Origin of the sequence: Micromonospora sp. CPCC 205539 (genome assembly GCF_036906815.1) — a bacterium.
GTDB lineage: Bacteria > Actinomycetota > Actinomycetes > Mycobacteriales > Micromonosporaceae > Micromonospora.
The window spans coordinates 1-15,568 of the sequence record NZ_JBAKHW010000046.1; the positions used below are offsets into that span (position 1 = coordinate 1).

The following is a 15,568-nucleotide window of genomic DNA, read 5'->3' on the forward strand; positions in this document are numbered from 1 at the left end:
GGGGCGCGGCGGGCGGCCGGGGCGTGGCGGGCGGCCGGGGCGTGGCGGGCGGCCGGGCGGGCGCCGCGGTCGCGGCGTTGGCCCGGCGACACGGTGACACCGCCATCGAGTTCGGCCACTGGCACGGCGACTGGGTCCCGTGGAACCTGGGCCTCAACGCCGGCCGGCTGGTCGCGTGGGACTGGGAGCACAGCGGCCCCGACGTGCCGGTCGGCTTCGACCTGGCACACGACGCCTTCCAGCGTGCTCTGGTGCTGCGCGGGGAGCCGGCCGCAACCGCTGCGGCGGCGGTCGACGGGCACCTGGACCAGCACGGTGAGCGGCTCGGCCTGGGCCCGGCGCAGCGCCGGCTGGTGGCCGACGCGTACCTGGTGGAGATGTGGCTGCGGACCTGGCGACTGGCGGACGCCGGCGCGGGTTGGAACGCGGCGCTGCATCCCGCGCTGTTGAACGTCATCGAGAAACGACATAGCGGCTGATCCGGAGGAATCGCGACGCCCGGAGTGCGCCGCAGAGTGACGACGAAGACGCAGGTCGTGACGACGGTCGATGGACCGCCGTCGGCCCGCAGGCCCGAACGTCCCGTCCAGAGATTGACGGATCGCCCGGTCGCGCTCTTCAGCGGCCGGGGAACGTGTGATCTGCTTCTGCGTGGCGTGGATCGAAATTCCAAGCGAACTTGTGGGGAGTCGCGCGGACATGAACATCGACGATGGCGAGCCGCCCGTACTGCTGCTGGTCGGTTCCAGCGGCGGCCACCTGGCCCAACTGCTCGCTCTGAAGCCCTGGTACGACCGCTGGCGGCGCTGCTGGGTCACCTTCGACACGCCGGAGGCGGTGTCACTGCTGGCCGGCGAGGACGTGGTGCCCGCGCACCATCCGACCACCCGTAACGTGCCGAACCTGCTGCGCAACGCGCTGCTGGCCTGGCGGGTGCTGCGGGATCGACGGGTCGCCGCGGTGGTCACCACCGGCGCCGGTGTGGCCGTGCCGTTCGTGGTGCTGGCCCGGCTGCGCCGGATTCCGACCGTCTACATCGAGGTGTACGACCGGATCGACACTCCGACGCTGACCGCCCGGCTCTGCCGGCCGTTCCTGTCCGCGATGCTCGTGCAGTGGGACGAGCAGCGCCGGCAGTACCCGGAGGCGACCGTCGTGGGGACGCTGCTGTGACCGGCGAGAGCGGGACCACCCGCCTGCCGCGGCAACGCGACACCACGCCGACCGCCCAGGTTCGGCTGCTGGTCGCCGTCGGCACCGACAAACATCCCTTCGACCGACTCGTCGACTGGCTGGCGCAGTGGCACGCGCAGGCCGCCGACCCGGTCCGGCTGACCGTTCAGCACGGGCACACCCCGGCGCCGGGCGTGCCGGGTGGGGTGCCGTTCCTCGGCCACGACGCCCTGCAGCAGGCGATGGCCGACGCCGACCTGGTGGTCTGCCATGGCGGTCCGGCGACCATCCTGGAGGCGCGCCGGCACGGCCACCTGCCGATCGTGGTGCCCCGCGACCCGGCGCGCGGCGAGCACGTCGACGACCACCAGCAGCTCTTCGCCCGCCGGCTGGGCGCCGCCGGGCTGGTGGCGCTCTGTGAGACCCGGGAGGCGTTGCACCACGCGCTGGCCACCGGGCTGGCCGACCTGTCCCGGTACGCGGTGGCCGCCGATCCGCACGCGCACGAGGCGCGGCGGGCGGCGGTGGACCGGGTCGGGCAGATCGTGGAGGAGTTGGTGGACCGGGCGACCCGGCGTCCACCCCGATGGCGGGCCTGGGCGCGGCCCGACCGCGGTGCGAAGGAGACCCGATGACCCGGCAGCCGAGTGTCAGCGTCGTGGTGCCCACCCGGGACCGCCCGGAGCTGCTGCGCGCCGCGGTGCGGGCGATCCTGGCCCAGGAGTACCCGGGCACAATCGAGGTCGTCGTGGTGTTCGACCAGTCCACGCCGGACGGATCGCTTGCCGAGCTGGCCGAGCAGGCCGGCCCGGACCGCGTCGTGCGGGTCATCGGCAACGGGCGTACGCCGGGGTTGGCCGGGGCACGCAACAGCGGCACGGTGGCCGCCGAGGGTGAGCTGGTCGCGTTCTGCGACGACGACGACGAGTGGTTGCCCGGCAAGCTGGCCGCGCAGGTCGACGCGCTGGCCGACGCGCCGGAGGCCGAGTTCGTCTGCTGCGGCATCCGGGTCAGCTACGACGGGCACACCGTCGACCGGGTGCTCGAAAAGGACCGGATCACCCTGGACGACCTGCTGCGGGACCGGCTCACGGAGCTGCACCCGTCCACCTTCCTGATCCGCGCCTCCGCGCTGCGCAGCGGGTTCGGGCTGGTCGACGAGGAGATCCCGGGCAGCTACGCCGAGGACTACGAGTTTCTGCTGCGGGCCGCGCGTGGTGCGCCACTGATCAACCTGCGCACCCCGTCGGTGCTGGTCCGCTGGCACAAGCGCTCGTACTTCGCGCAGCGCTGGGACACCATCTCCGAGGCGTTGCAGTGGCTCCTGCTGCGCTACCCGGAGTTCGCCGGCCAGCCGGCCGGGGAGGCGCGGGTGTCCGGGCAGATCGCGTTCGCCCAGGCCGCGTCCGGCGACCGCCGGGGCGCGCTGCGCTGGGCCCGGCGCACGCTGCGGCGCAACCCCCGCGAGCCGCGCGCCTACCTGGCGCTCGCGGTGGCCGGCCGGGTGGTCCGGGCCGACGCCGTGGTACGCACCCTGCACAAACGCGGCCGGGGGATCTGAGTTGCCGCCGGCGCCCGGTCGTCCGACCGGGTGCCGGCGTCCGCAGGGCGGGACGCGGTGGGCAGCGCACGGCGCCGATGGCTCGCCGTGACAGACTGATCGCTGTGTTGCGCTGGTTGACTGCAGGTGAATCGCACGGTCCCGCCCTCGTCGCGTTGCTGGAGGGGGTGCCCGCCGGCATCGAGGTGAACACCACCGAGATCGCTGGCGAGCTGGCCCGGCGGCGGCTGGGCTATGGCCGAGGCGCCCGGATGGCGTTCGAGCAGGACGAGGTCGAGGTGATCGGCGGCCTGCGGCACGGCGTCACCCTGGGCAGCCCGGTGGCGATCCGGGTTGGCAACTCCGAGTGGCCCAAGTGGCGCACGGTGATGGCCGCCGACCCGGTGGACCCCGATGAGCTGGCCCAACAGGCCCGCAACGCACCGTTGACCCGCCCCCGGCCGGGCCACGCCGACCTGGCCGGCATGCAGAAGTACGGCCACACGGACGCCCGACCGATCCTGGAGCGGGCCAGCGCGCGGGAGACCGCCGCCCGGGTTGCCGTCGGCACGGTCGCCAAGGCCCTGATCCGTCAGGCGCTCGGCATCGAGATCGTCTCGCACGTCGTCGAGCTGGGCCCGGTGGCCGTGAAGCCCGGGTTGCGCCCGCGCCCGGAGGACACCGCCCGGATCGACGCCGACCCGCTGCGCTGCCTCGACCCCGAGGCCAGCGCCCGGATGGTCGCCGAGGTCGATGCTGCGAAAAAGGCCGCCGACACGCTCGGGGGCGTGGTCGAGGTGCTGGCGTACGGGGTGCCGCCGGGGCTGGGCAGCCACGTGCAGTGGGACCGCAAGCTCGACGCCCGGCTGGCCACCGCGCTGATGTCGATCCAGGCGATCAAGGGTGTGGAGATCGGCGACGGCTGGCAGCAGGCCCGGTCCCGTGGCTCCGAGGCGCACGACGAGATCATCCCGTCGGCCACCGGCGTCCGCCGGGTCACCGATCGGGCCGGCGGGCTCGAGGGTGGCATCACCACCGGTGAGCCGCTGCGGGTTCGTGCCGCGATGAAGCCGATCTCGTCGCTGAACCGGGCCCTGGCCACGGTGGACGTCACCACCGGCGAGCCGGCCACCGCGATCAACCAGCGCTCGGACGTCTGCGCGGTGCCCGCCGCGGCAGTGGTCGCCGAGGCGATGGTCGCGCTGGTGCTGGCCGAGGCGGCCACCGAGAAGTTCGGCGGGGACTCGGTCGCCGAGATCCGCCGCAACCTGGCCGGCTACCTCGACGCGCTGGTCATCCGCTGATGGCCCCGGTCGTCGTGCTGGTCGGTGCTCCGGGGTGCGGCAAGACCACCGTCGGGGAGGCGCTCGCCGCCGTCCTCGAGGTGGAGTTCCGCGACACCGACACCGACATCGAGAAGATGGCCGGCAAGCCCATCCCGGAGATCTTCATCGACGAGGGTGAGGCGCACTTCCGTACCCTCGAACGGGCCGCGGTGGCCGCGGCGCTGGCGGCCAGCGCGGGGGTGCTCGCCCTCGGCGGCGGCGCGGTGCTGGCCGAGGAGACCCGGGCCGCCCTGATCGGGCACCGGGTGGTGCACCTCTCCGTGGAGCTGCCCGACGCGGTGAAGCGGGTCGGGCTCGGTGCCGGCCGGCCGCTGCTGGCGCTCAACCCGCGCGCCACGCTGAAGCACCTGATGGACCAGCGGCGTCCGCTCTACGCCGAGGTGGCCACCGCGACGGTGACCACCGACGGCCGGACCCCGGGGGACATCGTCGCCGAGATCGCCGCGCTGTTGCCCCGCTGACGCCGATCGCGCCGCTCGCTGGACTAGGCTGCCGGCTGATGGACGACGTGACCCGGATCCCGGTCGGCGGCGAACGGCCGTACGACGTGTTGGTCGGACGTGACCTGCTGAACGCGCTGCCCGGGCTGCTGCCCGGGGCGACTCGGGCGGCGGTGCTGCACGCGCCTCCACTCAAGGCGTTGGCCGACGCGCTCGGCGAACGGCTGCGCGCGGCCGGCGTCGAGCCGCTGCCGATCGAGGTGCCCGACGCCGAGGCGGGCAAGCACATCGACGTGGCCGCGGCCTGCTGGGATCGGCTCGGTGCGGCCGGTTTCACCCGCACCGACGCAGTCGTCGGGGTCGGCGGCGGTGCGGTGACCGACCTGGCCGGCTTCGTCGCGGCCAGCTGGCTGCGCGGCGTGCGGTGGGTGCCGGTGGCGACCTCGCTGCTGGGCATGGTGGACGCCGCGGTCGGCGGCAAGACCGGGATCAACACCTCCGCCGGCAAGAACCTGGTCGGCGCGTTCCACCCGCCCGTCGGTGTGCTGGCCGACCTGGCCACCCTGGACAGCCTGCCCACGGTCGACCTGGCCGCCGGGCTGGCCGAGGTGGTCAAGTGCGGCTTCATCGCCGACCCGGCGATCCTGGACCTGATCGAGCGTGACCCGGCGGCGGCCACCGACCCGCGCGGACCGGTGGCCCGGGAGCTGATCGAACGCGCGGTGCGGGTCAAGGCGGACGTCGTCACCGGTGACCTGCGCGAGTCGGGCCTGCGCGAGGTGCTCAACTACGGCCACACCCTCGCGCACGCCATCGAGCAGGTCGAGAGCTACCGCTGGCGGCACGGGCACGCGGTCGCCGTCGGCCTGGTGTACGCCGCGACGCTGGCCCGGCTCGCCGGCCGGCTGGACGCGCCGACCGCCGACCGGCACCGCACGATCCTCTCCGCGTTGGGTCTCCCGGTGAGCTACCCGGCCGAAGCCTGGCCGCAGTTGCTGCCCGCGATGCGGGTGGACAAGAAGGCCCGTGGCGATCGGCTGCGCTTCGTGGTGCTGGACGGGCTGGCCCGTCCGGCGATGCTCGAGGGCCCGGCCGACGCGTTGCTGGCGGCCGCCTACCGGGAGGTGGTGGCGGCATGAGGGTGTACGTGTTGAACGGGCCGAACCTGGGCCGGCTGGGCACCCGTGAGCCGCAGGTGTACGGGGCGACGAGCTACGCCGACCTGGTGGCGCTCTGCGAAGCCACCGGCAAGGAGTTGGGGCTCGACGTGACGGTCCGGCAGACCGACGCCGAGCACGAGTTGCTGGGCTGGCTGTACGAGGCCGCCGACGAGGGTGCCGCCGTCGTGCTCAATCCGGCCGCCTGGTCGCACTACTCGTACGCGGTCCGGGACGCCTGCGCCATGCTGCGTGGGCCGTTGCTGGAGGTGCACCTCTCCAACATCCACGCCCGCGAGGAGTTCCGGCACCACTCGGTGGTCTCCGCGGTGGCCACCGGGGTGATCTGCGGTCTCGGCATCGACGGCTATCGGCTCGCTTTGCACCATCTGGCCACCAGCCTGCCGCAATCTCACTGAGAGTAATCGTCACCCGATCGTCACTGATTGCTCGCTCGGCCCTGCCGGGGCCGCCGGGCCACCCGATCGGGATCAGGTCCTTTGCTCTGCTTCAACGGACGCAACAGGGCGCTGACCTGCGGACCTGGGTTGCGAGCCAGAGCGGAGCCCTTCCGTTGTTCGGCACGGAGCGTGACTGTTGCGTCCGTTGAAGCAGAGCAAAGGGTGCGGACGGGGTGGGCGGTCCTGGCCTGAAGGTGACGGCCTGTCACGGTGGCCCGCCCCGGGTGTCCGGCGTCTGAGCGGCGGCCGAACCACGGCGGGTAACGCGATTCGGCGCAGCTTGTAGACTTGCCTGGTCTGTCCGCCAATTGATGATCAAGGCAGGAAATGGCCTCCACCAACGACCTCAAAAACGGCCTGGTACTCAACCTGGACGGCGAGCTCTGGGCCGTCGTCGAGTTCCAGCACGTCAAGCCCGGTAAGGGTGGCGCGTTCGTGCGCACCACGCTGAAGAACGTGCTGTCCGGGAAGGTGGTCGACAAGACCTTCAACGCGGGCACCAAGGTCGAAACCGCGACCGTGGACAAGCGCACGATGCAGTACCTGTACGCCGACGGCGAGGACTTCGTCTTCATGGATCTGGAGACCTTCGACCAGATCACCGTTCCCGGCGGCACCGTCGGTGAGGCAGCCAACTACCTGCTGCCCGAGGCCGAGGCGACCGTCGCCACCCACGAGGCTGTGCCGCTCTACATCGAGCTGCCCACCAGTGTCGTGCTGGAGGTTACCTACACCGAGCCGGGCCTGCAGGGCGACCGGTCGACCGGCGGCAACAAGCCGGCCACCGTCGAGACCGGCGCCACCGTCCAGGTGCCGCTGTTCATCACCACCGGCGAGAAGATCAAGGTCGACACCCGCGACGGCCGTTACCTCGGCCGCTCCTGATGGCTGAGGGCCCCAAACAGCAGATGCCCGCGCGCCGCAAGGCGCGTAAGCGGGCACTGGACGTCCTGTACGAGGCCGACCTGCGCGACCGCCCGCCGGTCGAGGTGCTGGCCGGCTACCTGGAGCGGATCGAGAAGCCCCGACCGGAGCACCTGGGTTACACGGTGAGTCTGGTCGAGGGGGTCGCCGAGCACCTGGACCGGATCGACGAGTTGATCGCCAGCTACGCCGAGGGCTGGACGCTGGAGCGGATGCCGGTCGTCGACCGCAACCTCGCCCGCGTCGCGGTCTACGAGCTGCTCTACGCCGAGGACATCGACGACGCGGTGGCGATCAGCGAGGCCGTGGAGCTGGCCCGGCAGATGTCGACCGATGACTCGCCGCGCTTCCTCAACGGGGTGCTCGGGCGGATCGCCGAGTACGCCACCCGCTGAGCGCAGCGCGTCCGCCGATCAACGAAAAGGGCCCGTGCCGGACGGCACGGGCCCTTTCGGGTGGATCGACGGCTCAGGAGGCGAAGAACGCCCGCGGGTCGGCGACCAGCACACCGTGCTCGGTGAGCCGCTCGATCAGACCCGACGGCGAGGCGTCGTAGACGATCGCGAGCGCCCGCAGGTCGTCGGCGCGGATCGAGAGCACCCGGCCGTTGTAGTCACCGCGCTGCTGCTGGATCGCGCGGGCGTAGCGGGCGACGTAGGCCAGGTCCTCGGAGGCCTCGTCGTAGAGCCGCTCCAGGTCCAGGACGATCTTGCTGGTGGGCTCGTGCCGGACACCACTGCCGTCAGGCAGCAGCTCCGAGACGGGAACACGGTAGAACTCGGCCAGCTCGGCCAGGCGGGACACCGTCACGGCCCGGTCGCCGCGCTCGTACGAGCCAACCACCACGGCCTTCCACCGCCCGTTCGACTTCTCCTCCACACCCTGCAGGGAGAGGCCCTGCTGCTGGCGGATGGAGCGCAGGCGGGCGCCCAAGGACTTGGCGTATTCAGAGGGCATTCGGACACTCCCAGTGCTGCTCGGGGTTCTCCCGTCGATCGCTACGGAGCGTGACGGTACGGGGAATGGGACACGTGGTCAAGTGGTCGTGACCGTACCGTTGGGGAGCACCGGGGGAGTTATCCCCATTTCGCCGGCCTGACCCGGTGGTCAGTGGGCGGCGGCAATCGGCCCGGTGACCACTGGTAACGTGGCGTGAAGCCCCGGCGTGGACCGTCCAGCGGTCCGGCCGGAGGTGCCCGACATCCTTTAACGACCCGTCCCGTGAGGCGGGGAAGGAGGTCCGCCGTGGCATACCCACCGGCTGCCCGCTCGTCACCACCGCGACAACACTCGGTGAAGGTGATCCTCGCCAGCGCCGACGTACAACGCGTGGTCGATCGCATCGCACACCAGATCCTGGAGAAGACCCAGGGCGCCGCCGACACGGTGCTTCTCGGGATTCCCACCCGCGGCACCCCCCTCGCACGGCGGCTCGCCGCGCGCATCAGCACCTTCGAGGATGTCGCCGTTCCGGTCGGTGTGCTCGACATCACCCTCTACCGTGACGACCTGCGCCGGCACGCCACCCGTGCGGTCGGCCCGACCGAACTGCCCCCCGGCGGCATCGACGGCAAGCGGGTCATCCTCGTCGACGACGTGCTCTTCTCCGGCCGCACCGTCCGGGCCGCGCTCGACGCGCTCAACGACGTGGGTCGCCCGGCGTCCGTGCAACTCGCCGTCCTGGTCGACCGCGGCCACCGGGAACTGCCGATCCGAGCCGACTACGTCGGCAAGAACATCCCGACCTCGCTCGCCGAGAGCGTGAAGGTGACGCTCGCCGAGACCGACGGAACGGACGAGGTCAAGCTGTACGGGGGAACCGCCTCATGATCAAGCATCTGCTCTCCGGCGGGGACCTCGACGCCGACACCGCCACCGAGATCCTGGACACCGCCGCCGAGATGGCCACGGTCGCCGGCCGGGAGATCAAGAAGCTGCCCGCGCTGCGCGGCCGCACCGTGGTGAACCTCTTCTACGAGGACTCCACCCGTACCCGGATCTCGTTCGAGGCGGCGGCGAAGCGACTCAGCGCCGACGTCATCAACTTCTCCGCCAAGGGGTCCAGCGTCACCAAGGGCGAGAGCCTGAAGGACACCGCGCTGACCCTCCAGGCCATGGGCGCCGACGCGGTGGTCGTCCGGCACCCCGCCTCCGGCGCACCGCACCGACTGGCGAACTGGGTGGACGGGTCGGTGGTCAACGCCGGCGACGGCACCCACGAGCACCCGACCCAGGCGCTGCTCGACGCGTACACCATGCGCTCCCGGCTGGGCCGGCTGGCCGGCCTGTCGGTCGCGGTGGTCGGGGACGTGCTGCACTCCCGGGTGGCCCGCTCGAACGTGCTGCTGCTCTCCACGCTGGGCGCCAAGGTCACCCTGGTCGGCCCGCCCACGCTCATCCCCGTCGACATCGAGGGCGCGCTGGCGCCCGGCACCGCCGTCTCGTACGACCTCGACTCGGTGCTGCCCACCGCCGACGTGGTGATGATGCTGCGGGTGCAGCGGGAGCGGATGAACGACTCCTACTTCCCCTCCGCCCGTGAGTACGCCCGCCGTTACGGCCTGGACGGGCCCCGGATGCGCCGGCTGCCCGAGCACGCCATCGTCATGCACCCCGGCCCGATGAACCGGGGGATGGAGATCACTCCCGAGGTGGCCGACTCACCCCGCTCCACCATCGTCGAACAGGTCGCCAACGGGGTCTCCGTGCGGATGGCCGTCCTCTACCTGCTGCTCGGAGGGAACAACCGGTGACCGCGTACCTGATCACCAACGTGAGCGTCGTCGGCTCCGCGCCGACCGACGTGCTAATCCGCGACGGCGTCGTGGCCGAGGTCGGCCCGGGGCTGTCCGCGCCGGAGGCAGGAGTGGTCGACGGCTCCGGGCTGGTCGCCCTGCCCGGCCTCGTCGACCTGCACACCCACCTGCGCGAGCCCGGCCGGGAGGACGCCGAGACCGTCGAGTCCGGCTCCCGCGCGGCGGCGCTGGGCGGCTACACCGCGGTCTGCGCGATGGCCAACACCTCCCCGGTCGCCGACACCGCCGGCGTGGTGGAGCAGGTCTGGCGGCTCGGCCGGGAGGCCGGGCTGGTCGACGTGCAGCCGATCGGCGCGGTCACCGTCGGCCTGGCCGGCGAGCGCCTGGCCGAGCTCGGCGCGATGGCCGACTCCGCGGCACGGGTGCGGATCTTCTCCGACGACGGGCACTGCGTCGCCGACCCGTTGCTGATGCGCCGGGCCCTGGAGTACGTCAAGGCGTTCGACGGGATCATCGCCCAGCACGCCGAGGAGCCCCGGCTCACCGAGGGCGCCCAGATGCACGAGGGCGAGGTCTCCACCCGGCTCGGGCTGATCGGCTGGCCCGCGGTCGCCGAGGAGGCGATCATCGCTCGGGACGTGCTGCTCGCCGAGCACGTGGGCAGCCGACTGCACGTCTGCCACGTCTCCACCGCCGGCAGCGTCGAGGTGCTGCGCCAGGCCAAGGCACGCGGGGTCCGGGTCACCGCCGAGGTCACCCCGCACCACCTGCTCCTCACCGACGAGCGGGCGGAGACCTACGACCCGGTCTTCAAGGTCAACCCGCCGCTGCGGACCGCCGCGGACATCGCCGCGCTGCGTGCCGCGCTCGCCGACGGGGTGGTCGACGTGATCGCCACCGACCACGCCCCGCACGCCGTGGAGGACAAGGAGTGCGAGTGGGCGTACGCCCGGCCGGGGATGCTCGGCCTGGAGACGGCGCTCTCCATCGCGCTCGACGTGCTCGGCCCCGAGTGGGACCTGATCGCCGAGCGGATGTCGCGTACCCCGGCCCGGATCGCCGGGCTGACCGGGCACGGTGTCGACCCGGCGCCCGGTGTGCCGGCCAACCTGACCTTGGTCGACCCGGCCGCCCGCCGCACCATCGAGCCGGCGGAGCTGGCCAGTCGCAGTCGCAACACCCCGTATGCCCGCATGACGCTGCCGGGTCGCATCGTGGCGACCTTCCTGCGTGGCGAGCCGACGGTTCTGGACGGAAAGGCAGTCAAGTGACCCGCAGACGTTCCGCGATCCTCGTACTCGAGGACGGGCGCACGTTCCCCGGAGAGGCGTACGGCAGTGTCGGGGAGACCTTCGGCGAGGCGGTCTTCAACACCGGCATGACCGGTTACCAGGAGACGCTGACCGACCCCTCCTACCACCGGCAGGTGGTGGTGCAGACCGCGCCGCACATCGGCAACACCGGCGTCAACGGCGAGGACGACGAGTCCGGCCGGATCTGGGTGGCCGGGTACGTGGTGCGCGACCCGGCCCGGATCGGCTCGAACTGGCGGGCCACCGGCAGCCTCGAGGACCGGCTGGCCACCGAGGGCGTGGTCGGCATCAGTGGGGTCGACACCCGGGCGTTGACCCGGCACCTGCGTGACCGTGGCGCCATGCGGGTGGGCATCTCCAGCGTCGACGACGACCCGCGCGGCCTGTTGGCCCGGGTCCGTCAGGCACCGCAGATGGCCGGCGCGGACCTCTCCGCCGAGGTGACCACCGCCGAGCCGTACGTCGTCCCGGCGATTGGCGAGCACCGGTTCACCGTGGCCGCTCTGGACCTGGGCATCAAGCGCAACGTGCCGCGCCGGCTCGCCGCGCGCGGGGTGACCACGCACGTGCTCCCGGCCTCCTCGAGCATCGACGAGCTGCTGGCCACCGGCGCCGACGCGATCTTCCTCTCGCCCGGCCCCGGCGATCCGGCCACCGCCGACGGTCCGGTGGCGCTGGCCCGTGAGGCGCTGCAGCGGCGGGTGCCGCTGTTCGGCATCTGCTTCGGCAGCCAGATCCTCGGCCGGGCGCTCGGCTTCGGCACGTACAAGCTGGGCTACGGCCACCGGGGGATCAACCAGCCGGTGCTCGACCGGGCCACCGGCAAGGTGGAGGTGACCAGCCACAACCATGGCTTCGCTGTTCAGATCCCTGGCTCGGAGAACGGTGCGGTGGTGCCCGACCAGGTGATCGAGACCGAGTTCGGCGGTGTCCAGGTGTCGCACGTCTGCCTCAATGACAACGTGGTCGAGGGGCTGCGGGCGAGGGACGTGCCCGCCTTCACCGTCCAGTACCACCCGGAGGCGGCGGCCGGCCCGCACGACGCGGACTACCTGTTCGACCGATTCGCCGATCTCATCGAGGGCCGGACCCACAGCAAGGGGCGCAGCAATGCCTAAGCGGACCGATCTCAAGCACATCCTGGTGATCGGCTCCGGGCCGATCGTCATCGGGCAGGCCTGCGAGTTCGACTACTCCGGCACGCAGGCGTGCCGGGTGCTGCGCAGCGAGGGGATCCGGGTCAGCCTGGTCAACTCCAACCCCGCCACGATCATGACCGATCCGGAGTTCGCCGACGCGACCTACGTCGAGCCGATCACGCCGGAGTTCGTCGAGCTGGTCATCGCCAAGGAGCGCCCGGACGCGATCCTGGCGACCCTCGGCGGGCAGACCGCGCTGAACACGGCGGTCGCCCTGCACTCCGCCGGCGTCCTGGAGAAGTACGGCGTGGAGTTGATCGGCGCGAACATCGAGGCGATCAACCGGGGCGAGGATCGCCAGCTGTTCAAGGAGGTCGTGGCCAAGGCCGGCGTCCGCCTCGGCATCGAGGACCCGGCCGGGCTGGTGCCTCGCTCGCGGGTCTGCCACTCGATGGAGGAGGTCGAGGCGACGGTCGTCGAGCTGGGTCTGCCGGTGGTCATCCGGCCGTCGTTCACCATGGGTGGGCTCGGCTCCGGCATGGCGCACACCCCGGAGGACCTGGCCCGCATCGCCGGTGACGGCCTCGCCGCCAGCCCGGTGCACGAGGTGCTCATCGAGGAGAGCGTGCTCGGTTGGAAGGAGTACGAGCTCGAGCTGATGCGCGACCGGCACGACAACGTCGTGGTGGTCTGCTCGATCGAGAACGTCGATCCGATGGGCGTGCACACCGGCGACAGCGTCACCGTGGCCCCGGCCATGACGCTTACCGACCGGGAGTACCAGAACCTGCGTGACCTGGGCATCGCGGTGCTGCGCGAGGTTGGGGTGGACACCGGCGGCTGCAACATCCAGTTCGCCGTCAACCCGGCCGACGGTCGCATCGTGGTGATCGAGATGAACCCGCGGGTCTCCCGCTCGTCGGCGTTGGCGTCCAAGGCGACGGGCTTTCCGATCGCGAAGATCGCCGCCAAGCTGGCCATCGGCTACACCCTCGACGAGATCCCCAACGACATCACGTTGCAGACGCCGGCTGCGTTCGAGCCGGCTCTGGACTACGTGGTGGTGAAGATCCCCCGGTTCGCGTTCGAGAAGTTCCCCGGCGCGGACCCGGAGCTGACCACCACGATGAAATCGGTGGGCGAGGCGATGAGCCTCGGTCGGAACTTCACCGAGGCGCTGAACAAGGCGATGCGCTCGATGGAGACCAAAGAGGCCGGCTTCTGGACGGTGCCGGATCCGCACGACGCGACCGTGGAGAACACGCTCGCCGCGCTGCGGATCCCGCACGACGGCCGGCTGTACACGGTCGAGCGGGCGCTGCGCCTCGGCGCGTCGATCGCCGAGGTCGCCGCGGCCTCCGGTGGGATCGACCCGTGGTTCCTGGACCAGATCGCCGCACTGATCGAGCTGCGCGCGGAGATCGTGGACGCCCCGGTGCTCGACGGCGACCTGCTGCGGCACGCCAAGCGGGCGGGTCTGTCCGACCGGCAGCTCGCCGCGCTGCGTCCGGAGCTGGCCGCCGAGGACGGCGTACGGACGCTGCGGCACCGACTGGACGTACGCCCGGTCTACAAGACCGTGGACACCTGCGCGGCCGAGTTCGAGGCGACCACGCCGTACCACTACTCGACGTACGACTTCGAGACCGAGGTCGTGCCGTCGGACCGGCCGAAGGTGCTGATCCTGGGCTCCGGCCCGAACCGGATCGGGCAGGGCATCGAGTTCGACTACTCGTGCGTGCACGCGGTGCAGGCGTTGCGGGCGGCCGGGTACGAGACCGTCATGATCAACTGTAATCCGGAGACGGTCTCCACCGACTACGACACCGCCGACCGGCTCTACTTCGAGCCGCTGACCTTCGAGGACGTGCTCGAGGTCTGGCACGCCGAGGAGTCCTCCGGCCGGGCGGCCGGCGGGCCGGGCGTGGTCGGAGTGGTCGTGCAGCTCGGCGGGCAGACCCCGCTGGGCCTGGCGCAGCGCCTCAAGAACGCCGGGGTACCGGTGGTCGGCACCTCTCCGGAGTCGATCCACCTGGCCGAGGAGCGCGGCGCGTTCGGCGCGGTGCTGGCCCGGGCCGGGCTGCGGGCGCCGGCGCACGGCATGGCCACCTCCTACGACGAGGCCAAGACGATCGCCGACGAAATCGGCTATCCGGTGCTGGTGCGGCCGTCGTACGTGCTGGGCGGGCGGGGCATGGAGATCGTCTACGACGACCCGACGCTGCGCGACTACATCGGCCGGGCCACCGACATCTCCCCGGACCACCCGGTGCTGGTGGACCGTTTCCTGGACGACGCCATCGAGATCGACGTGGACGCGCTGTGCGACGCCGACGGAGAGGTCTACCTCGGCGGCGTGATGGAGCACATCGAGGAGGCCGGCATCCACTCCGGCGACTCGTCCTGCGCGCTGCCGCCGATCACGCTCGCCGGCTCGCACCTGGCCGAGGTCCGCCGTTACACCGAGGCGATCGCACGGGGCGTCGGCGTCCGTGGTCTGCTCAACGTGCAGTACGCGCTCAAGGACGACGTGCTCTACGTCCTGGAGGCCAACCCGCGGGCGTCGCGGACCGTGCCGTTCGTCTCCAAGGCGACCGCGGTGCCGCTGGCCAAGGCGGCGGCCCGGATCGCTCTCGGCGCGAGCATCGCCGAGCTGCGCGCCGAGGGTCTGCTCCCGGCGACCGGGGACGGCGGCACGATGCCCGCCGACGCGCCGATCGCGGTCAAGGAGGCGGTGCTGCCGTTCAAGCGGTTCCGTACCCGCTCCGGCAAGGGGATCGACTCGCTGCTCGGGCCGGAGATGAAGTCCACCGGCGAGGTGATGGGCATCGACACCAACTTCGGGCACGCCTTCGCCAAGAGCCAGTCGGCCGCGTACGGCTCGCTGCCGACCGCCGGGAAGATCTTCGTCTCGGTGGCCAACCGGGACAAGCGCGGCATGATCTTCCCGATCAAGCGCCTGGCCGACCTGGGCTTCGAGATCGTGGCGACCACCGGCACCGCCGAGGTGCTGCGGCGGCACGGCATCGCCTGTGAGCAGGTCCGTAAGCACTACCAGGCCGGCGCGGGAGAGGACGCGGTGTCGCTGATCCTCGGTGGCGACGTGTCGCTGGTGATCAACACGCCGCAGGGGTCGGGCGCCAGCGCCCGCTCGGACGGCTACGAGATCCGCAGCGCGGCGGTCACCGCCGACATCCCCTGCATCACCACGGTCCCCGGCGCGGCCGCCGCCGTGATGGGCATCGAGGCCCGGATTCGTGGCGACATGCAGGTCCGCCCCCTGCAGGATCTGCACGCCACCCTGCGGGCCGCCCAGTGA

Annotated in this window: 15 protein-coding genes and 1 pseudogene; 15 read left to right on the plus strand and 1 reads right to left on the minus strand. The window is 71.8% G+C overall.

Annotated elements, in window-relative coordinates:
- The 10 genes and pseudogenes from V6V47_RS28210 to nusB form a co-directional block, all read left to right on the plus strand.
- Positions 1-479: pseudogene (locus V6V47_RS28210) on the plus strand (hypothetical protein); the annotation flags it as partial.
- A 220-nt stretch (positions 480-699) separates the two neighbouring features.
- Entirely contained in the window at positions 700-1,173 is a 474-nt protein-coding gene (locus V6V47_RS28215) for a UDP-N-acetylglucosamine--LPS N-acetylglucosamine transferase (RefSeq protein ID WP_334631410.1), read from the plus strand.
- Positions 1,170-1,808 (plus strand): glycosyltransferase, encoded by a 639-nt coding sequence (locus V6V47_RS28220; RefSeq protein WP_334631411.1) that lies wholly within the window; start codon positions 1,170-1,172, stop codon positions 1,806-1,808. The genes V6V47_RS28215 and V6V47_RS28220 overlap by 4 nt, the downstream gene beginning before the upstream one ends.
- Positions 1,805-2,734 (plus strand): glycosyltransferase family 2 protein, encoded by a 930-nt coding sequence (locus V6V47_RS28225; protein ID WP_334631412.1) that lies wholly within the window; start codon positions 1,805-1,807, stop codon positions 2,732-2,734. Before V6V47_RS28220 ends, V6V47_RS28225 begins: the two co-directional genes overlap by 4 nt.
- 104 nt (positions 2,735-2,838) lie before the next feature.
- A complete protein-coding gene (gene aroC, locus V6V47_RS28230) occupies positions 2,839-4,017 on the plus strand; it encodes a chorismate synthase (RefSeq protein WP_334631413.1) in 1,179 nt (392 codons plus the stop codon).
- A complete protein-coding gene (locus V6V47_RS28235) occupies positions 4,017-4,520 on the plus strand; it encodes a shikimate kinase (protein WP_334631414.1) in 504 nt (167 codons plus the stop codon). Before aroC ends, V6V47_RS28235 begins: the two co-directional genes overlap by 1 nt.
- A 38-nt stretch (positions 4,521-4,558) precedes the next feature.
- Positions 4,559-5,638: a 3-dehydroquinate synthase gene (aroB, locus tag V6V47_RS28240; protein ID WP_334631415.1), complete on the plus strand. Its 1,080-nt coding sequence runs from the start codon at positions 4,559-4,561 to the stop codon at positions 5,636-5,638.
- Positions 5,635-6,075 (plus strand): type II 3-dehydroquinate dehydratase, encoded by a 441-nt coding sequence (aroQ, locus tag V6V47_RS28245; protein ID WP_334631416.1) that lies wholly within the window; start codon positions 5,635-5,637, stop codon positions 6,073-6,075. The genes aroB and aroQ overlap by 4 nt, the downstream gene beginning before the upstream one ends.
- 369 nt (positions 6,076-6,444) lie before the next feature.
- Positions 6,445-7,002: an elongation factor P gene (gene efp / locus V6V47_RS28250; RefSeq protein WP_109815809.1), complete on the plus strand. Its 558-nt coding sequence runs from the start codon at positions 6,445-6,447 to the stop codon at positions 7,000-7,002.
- Between the two features lie 23 nt (positions 7,003-7,025).
- Positions 7,026-7,436, plus strand: coding sequence for a transcription antitermination factor NusB (gene nusB / locus V6V47_RS28255; RefSeq protein WP_334631436.1), 411 nt, complete (start codon positions 7,026-7,028; stop codon positions 7,434-7,436).
- 73 nt (positions 7,437-7,509) lie between these two features.
- Here nusB and bldD read toward each other — a convergent pair whose 3' ends face one another.
- Complete coding sequence (gene bldD, locus V6V47_RS28260; RefSeq protein WP_007458348.1) at positions 7,510-7,998, minus strand: transcriptional regulator BldD; 489 nt, start codon at positions 7,996-7,998, stop codon at positions 7,510-7,512.
- 288 nt (positions 7,999-8,286) lie between these two features.
- Here bldD and pyrR point away from each other — a divergent pair, with 288 nt between their 5' ends.
- Genes pyrR through carB form a run of 5 tightly spaced genes read left to right on the plus strand, consistent with a single transcriptional unit; the run spans position 8,287 to position 15,568 of the window.
- The gene (gene pyrR, locus V6V47_RS28265) at positions 8,287-8,871 is read left to right on the plus strand and encodes a bifunctional pyr operon transcriptional regulator/uracil phosphoribosyltransferase PyrR (RefSeq protein WP_334631417.1); all 585 of its coding nucleotides are present in this window, start codon (positions 8,287-8,289) and stop codon (positions 8,869-8,871) included.
- Positions 8,868-9,794, plus strand: a complete 927-nt coding sequence (locus tag V6V47_RS28270; RefSeq protein WP_334631418.1) for an aspartate carbamoyltransferase catalytic subunit — start codon at positions 8,868-8,870, stop codon at positions 9,792-9,794. Before pyrR ends, V6V47_RS28270 begins: the two co-directional genes overlap by 4 nt.
- Complete coding sequence (locus V6V47_RS28275) at positions 9,791-11,068, plus strand: dihydroorotase (RefSeq protein ID WP_334631419.1); 1,278 nt, start codon at positions 9,791-9,793, stop codon at positions 11,066-11,068. Before V6V47_RS28270 ends, V6V47_RS28275 begins: the two co-directional genes overlap by 4 nt.
- A complete protein-coding gene (gene carA / locus V6V47_RS28280) occupies positions 11,065-12,228 on the plus strand; it encodes a glutamine-hydrolyzing carbamoyl-phosphate synthase small subunit (RefSeq protein ID WP_334631420.1) in 1,164 nt (387 codons plus the stop codon). The genes V6V47_RS28275 and carA overlap by 4 nt, the downstream gene beginning before the upstream one ends.
- Positions 12,221-15,568 carry a carbamoyl-phosphate synthase large subunit gene (gene carB, locus V6V47_RS28285; RefSeq protein ID WP_334631421.1) on the plus strand — a complete coding sequence of 1,116 codons (3,348 nt, stop codon included), beginning with the start codon at positions 12,221-12,223 and terminating at the stop codon, positions 15,566-15,568. Before carA ends, carB begins: the two co-directional genes overlap by 8 nt.

Bases quoted from the DNA above. Each gene is read 5' to 3' on its own strand.
- V6V47_RS28215 (WP_334631410.1), top strand. From the start codon at position 700: ATGAACATCGACGATGGCGAGCCGCCCGTACTGCTGCTGGTCGGTTCC.
- V6V47_RS28225 (WP_334631412.1), top strand. From the start codon at position 1,805: ATGACCCGGCAGCCGAGTGTCAGCGTCGTGGTGCCCACCCGGGACCGC.
- V6V47_RS28235 (WP_334631414.1), top strand. From the start codon at position 4,017: ATGGCCCCGGTCGTCGTGCTGGTCGGTGCTCCGGGGTGCGGCAAGACC.
- aroB (WP_334631415.1), top strand. From the start codon at position 4,559: ATGGACGACGTGACCCGGATCCCGGTCGGCGGCGAACGGCCGTACGAC.
- aroQ (WP_334631416.1), top strand. From the start codon at position 5,635: ATGAGGGTGTACGTGTTGAACGGGCCGAACCTGGGCCGGCTGGGCACC.
- efp (WP_109815809.1), top strand. From the start codon at position 6,445: ATGGCCTCCACCAACGACCTCAAAAACGGCCTGGTACTCAACCTGGAC.
- nusB (WP_334631436.1), top strand. From the start codon at position 7,026: ATGCCCGCGCGCCGCAAGGCGCGTAAGCGGGCACTGGACGTCCTGTAC.
- bldD (WP_007458348.1), bottom strand. From the start codon at position 7,998: ATGCCCTCTGAATACGCCAAGTCCTTGGGCGCCCGCCTGCGCTCCATC.
- V6V47_RS28270 (WP_334631418.1), top strand. From the start codon at position 8,868: ATGATCAAGCATCTGCTCTCCGGCGGGGACCTCGACGCCGACACCGCC.
- carB (WP_334631421.1), top strand. From the start codon at position 12,221: ATGCCTAAGCGGACCGATCTCAAGCACATCCTGGTGATCGGCTCCGGG.